Source organism: Sporomusa sp. (assembly GCF_035561255.1).
Taxonomy (GTDB): Bacteria; Bacillota; Negativicutes; order Sporomusales; family Sporomusaceae; genus Sporomusa.
This window is the reverse complement of sequence record NZ_DATMXX010000426.1, coordinates 1-4194: the sequence shown is the minus strand read 5'-3', so window position 1 is coordinate 4194 and position 4194 is coordinate 1. Positions and strand designations below refer to the sequence as shown.

General features: G+C 40.7%; 4 protein-coding genes and 1 riboswitch. Of the genes, 2 read left to right on the top strand and 2 right to left on the bottom strand.

All coding sequences use genetic code 11. The features are described 5' to 3' along the window. Window positions 1-40 precede the first annotated feature (40 nt). Window positions 41-805, top strand: coding sequence for a DeoR/GlpR family DNA-binding transcription regulator (locus tag VN379_RS24765; protein WP_325538804.1), 765 nt, complete (start codon window positions 41-43; stop codon window positions 803-805). Between the two features lie 101 nt (window positions 806-906). On the opposite strand, the gene VN379_RS24760 is transcribed toward VN379_RS24765, so the two are convergent. After that, on the bottom strand, window positions 907-2631 hold the full coding sequence (locus VN379_RS24760; RefSeq protein WP_325538803.1) for a methyl-accepting chemotaxis protein: 1725 nt from the start codon (window positions 2629-2631) through the stop codon (window positions 907-909). Window positions 2632-2934: 303 nt separating this feature from the next. Further along, window positions 2935-3018: riboswitch (ZMP/ZTP riboswitch) on the top strand. A 141-nt stretch (window positions 3019-3159) separates the two neighbouring features. Here VN379_RS24760 and VN379_RS24755 point away from each other — a divergent pair. Continuing rightward, entirely contained in the window at window positions 3160-3849 is a 690-nt protein-coding gene (locus tag VN379_RS24755) for a redox-sensing transcriptional repressor Rex (protein WP_325538802.1), read from the top strand. A 123-nt stretch (window positions 3850-3972) separates the two neighbouring features. On the opposite strand, the gene VN379_RS24750 is transcribed toward VN379_RS24755, so the two are convergent. Next, window positions 3973-4194, bottom strand: a 222-nt coding sequence (locus VN379_RS24750; protein WP_325538801.1) for a hypothetical protein, incomplete at its 5' end; no start/stop codon positions are given.

Here is a 4194-nt window from a genome sequence, read left to right as displayed (position 1 = left end):
CTTATATAGTGAATAAAAAATAATTGATAGGATGATTGGGATGTTACCAAGTGAACGGCAAAAGAAAATAGTAGGCTTGTTAGCAACGAAAGACGTAATTACAATTTCCGAATTAATGGCAGCCTTTGACATCTCAATAGAAACAGTGCGCCGGGATTTAAATCTTTTGGAAAAGCAAGGCAGTATTCAAAAAGTATATGGCGGAGCAAAACTTAAAGATATAAGCTTGGGTGAGCCTACGTTGGAGAATAGAATGGTGGATAGAATAGTACAAAAAAAAGCCATTGGAATAAAATGCAGTCAATTTATTAATGATGGTGATTGCATTTTTATTGACAGTGGCTCAACTACTTTCCACATTGCTAAACAGCTTACACATAAAAAAAACCTCACCATCATTACCAACTCAATTCCTGTTGTAAATGAGTTAATCAATACTGATTTTGAGATTATCATCATTGGCGGCAAGATACGGCATAATGAGCGTTCTGTGGTTACCTATGACTACATCTTTAATTTTGCCGGATTAAATATTCAAAAGAGCTTTATTTGTGCCAGCGGTATTACCGTTGAGAATGGCGTTTCCGATTTCAATATGCAAGAAGCAGTGACAAGAAAAATAATAATTGAACGCTCAAAAGAAGTATTTGTGGCTGCAGATAGCAGTAAATTTCTTAGGGATGTTACTATCAATATTGCACCACTCGATAAAATTAATTATCTTATTACCGATTCACAGTTAAACCGAAATATTGCAAGCAGTTTTAAAAAAACAAAAACTATGCTCATTTTAGCTGAAGATTAACTCAAACTACACACTCAAGTGATTTTATCACACAAAAAAAACAGTCTACAAATTGCAGACTGTTTTTTGATTTCCGCATCTGGCATGAAGCAGGCTAGGCATTATATACGAAATTTAGCAACTAACCCATTCAATCCTTCGGCTAGCTTTTCCATGCCCTGGACGGCTGCCGTAATTTCTTGAGCAGACGCCGACTGTTCTGTTGAAACGCCGGCTACAACCTCCAGTTCAACCATCGTTTTCTTGCTGATACCGACGATCGTGCCGGCGGATGCAACAATGGCCTTGCTGTCCTGAGCCAGTTCCTGAATCATGAGAGCAACGCTGTTTACCTGCTGTAATAACTCATTAACAGTATTGGCAATTTCCCCAAAGGTTTCACCGGCACCTGTAGTGACAACAGCACCGTCCCGAACCCGTTCAATCCCTTTATACATCGCGGTCACAGCCTGACTGGTATCTGCCTGCGTTTTTTGAATCAGCCCGGCAATCTGCTTGGCCGCATACTGCGATTCTTCTGCCAGCTTACGCACTTCGTCAGCTACAACGGCAAACCCCCGGCCAGCTTCGCCGGCCCGCGCAGCTTCAATAGCTGCATTAAGTGCCAGCAGATTGGTCTGCGAGGATATGCCGGCAATCGTATCAACAATCTGGCCAATTTCCTTAGACCGCTCTCCCAGTTTGTCCACTGCGGCAGCAGAATCAGCGACTGTTTGCTGAATACCGGTCATTTGTACTGTTAGGGAATCAATTGTTTGTCTGCCTGACTGAGCTATCTGCGCGGTTCTCGCAGCCATATCACTCACATAACCGGCACGATCTGCCGCATGAGCAGCTTTTTCCGACATCTTGTCAATCGTCTGGGCGGTATACTCAGCCTCTCTGAATTGAGTCTGAGTATCATGGGACAGTTGGGTCACCAGACCGGTCACCTGACTGGAAACATTGGCCGAATCATAGGCCGTAGTTGTTAAACTCTGAGCAGAAGCAGCCAACAGCTCTGCCGACTGGGTTATATGCTCAATAATCGTTTTCAGACTACTCTTCATGCTATTAAAGGCCTGGGCCAGTTCACCGATTTCATCATTACTCACATAAGGGATATTTTCAACACCGAGTTCTCCCTCCGCGATTTTCGCAGCATTATGAACAACCATTTTTACCGGTTGTGATATTTTACGGTTTACTGCTATGCCGATTAATATTGCCAGAATGGCAGCCACACAGTTTGCAGCCAATACCCAGAGTTGGACCTGAGCAATCTGCTTGTCAAAATCGGCTTTGGCCTGTTGCGTATCGGCTTCAACCAGCCGGACCAGCTCATCCACAGCCATAATTGTTTCTTTATAGGGAGTGCCGGCCACTTGCATATAGGAGTTGAGCTGCTGGATAGTATTATCCTGTTTAGCTTGAATTGACTTGGCAGCAAATGTCTCATACTGCTTTTTTCCTGTTCTAATATAAGCAACTAGATTCTTGGCCTTTTCGGAAAGCAATATTTCCTCTATTTCACTCAAATCAGCATCGCTACGCTTTTTATAGTCATTATAAAGAGCAATATCCTTTTCCTCGCCTGCAAAACAAAACCTTGTTACTGTAGCCGACTCATTAGCCATTTGTGATGTAAACGAAAGTAATGTCAGAATAACCTTCTGGTTACCTGCAGCCATAGTTTCATATGTATTATTGAGCTGCCCGATCGTGTAAAAAGTAAAAAGGCTTATCATCACAATAAACAAAATAATTAGACTAAAAGCACCAATTATTTTGTGGCCAAGTTTAAAATTCCAATTAAATCTCTGAGGAAGCAATTTATTAATCCTCAAGATAATTCCTCCTTACCTAGGCAAATTATACTTATTATACCATCTTTGGAATAATTGTTCACTCTTTTCATACTGGCTTTCCTAGCAACTAAGTTGTACCACTATTCCAACTTCTTAGGCCATAATCCGGATTGATTAATGGCCATATAAGCCGAATTCCATTCTTCGATATTCTCATACTTTTTTCGCATTATTTGTTTCTGTCCTTTAACATCAAATAGTACCTTTAATCACAAAATATAAAGGGAGCTATTGACCAATCCAGGAATCATGTGTTATGTTATAATCATAATCAGAATTTAATAGAAATTGCGTAACTGACGGATTAGTGGAGTTTACCACATGGAGCGCAATTTTAAGAATATGTCGACCGTCTGGACAATCATTGTTGTTCAGACGGTTTTTTGTTGCTCTCTTTCTATTCTAAGATACTGAAATATGCCTCATAGTGGATTCGCAACGGAAATATTCCAAATATTTTGAAGCAAATAAACATCTCTAAGAAATAGAGCCAGGAGGATGAGAAAGATGGGATTTACCAACAAAAGCGATATATCTAAAAGCACCATCAACAGGATTGCAAAATATTATAATATTTTGCTGCAACTTCGTAATGAAAATAAAGTAAAATGCACTTCTGAAGATTTAGGACGCCGTATGAACATTCCTTCTTCGCTTGTACGCAAAGATCTCGCCAATTTTGGCGAATTTGGCACAAAAGGCGTTGGGTATCAGGTTCACTACATGATATGGAGAATTGAACAAATCCTGGGTTATAGATCCTCCTGGAACGCAGTAGTAATAGGCGCATGTATACCTGTCCTGACCATGTTCACCTCTGGCAGCATTTTTCCGCCCGGGATCCAGATTGCTGCTGTCTGTGACCTGGAAAAAGATAAACTCGGTGTTCCTGTCGGTTTCGGTTCCGATTTGGCAATAGAGCCGTTTGAGAATATTTATGAAATTGTTCAGAAACAAAATATTATCATGGGCATTATGGCTGTGGAGCAATCAAAAAGTCAGATGGTTGCCAACTGTCTGGTTGAAGCAGGCGTTATCGGGATTGCAAACCTATCCCCCATTCCGGTTTTAGTTCCAGATCATATATTGTTAGTAGAAATTAATATTGCCTCTTGGCTGAGCCAGATTACCTATAGCTTAAATGGTATTACGAAAGACTATTTATCGAAGAAACCTTATATGGAATTGTTTTCATAAACAGACGCCACATGCTAAAAGAGCCGCCCCGCGTAAGGGACGGCTCTCACTGGATTTGTCACTAGGTTATTGGTTATAGCCTGGGCAACCATTATGATCCTTATAGAGCACTTATCTCTCGTCTCATACTCCAGTCACATTCTTTTCGCTACCTGCTAGCAAGCATGTGGGGTCACTTAATATAGCATCTTTAATTTGTTTCTTTTTATCAATGTGTTGTCCACTGGATATATCAATTGATGTACTTCCATTTACCTTGAAATGGAAATCGACATAAAAGCACGACCCATCGGCTTCTATCTCTACCCGATGCCGGTGTCCTCCTTTAAAAATCAAATCTGAAAC

Bases quoted from the DNA above. Each gene is read 5' to 3' on its own strand.
- VN379_RS24765 (WP_325538804.1), top strand. From the start codon at position 41: ATGTTACCAAGTGAACGGCAAAAGAAAATAGTAGGCTTGTTAGCAACG.
- VN379_RS24755 (WP_325538802.1), top strand. From the start codon at position 3,160: ATGGGATTTACCAACAAAAGCGATATATCTAAAAGCACCATCAACAGG.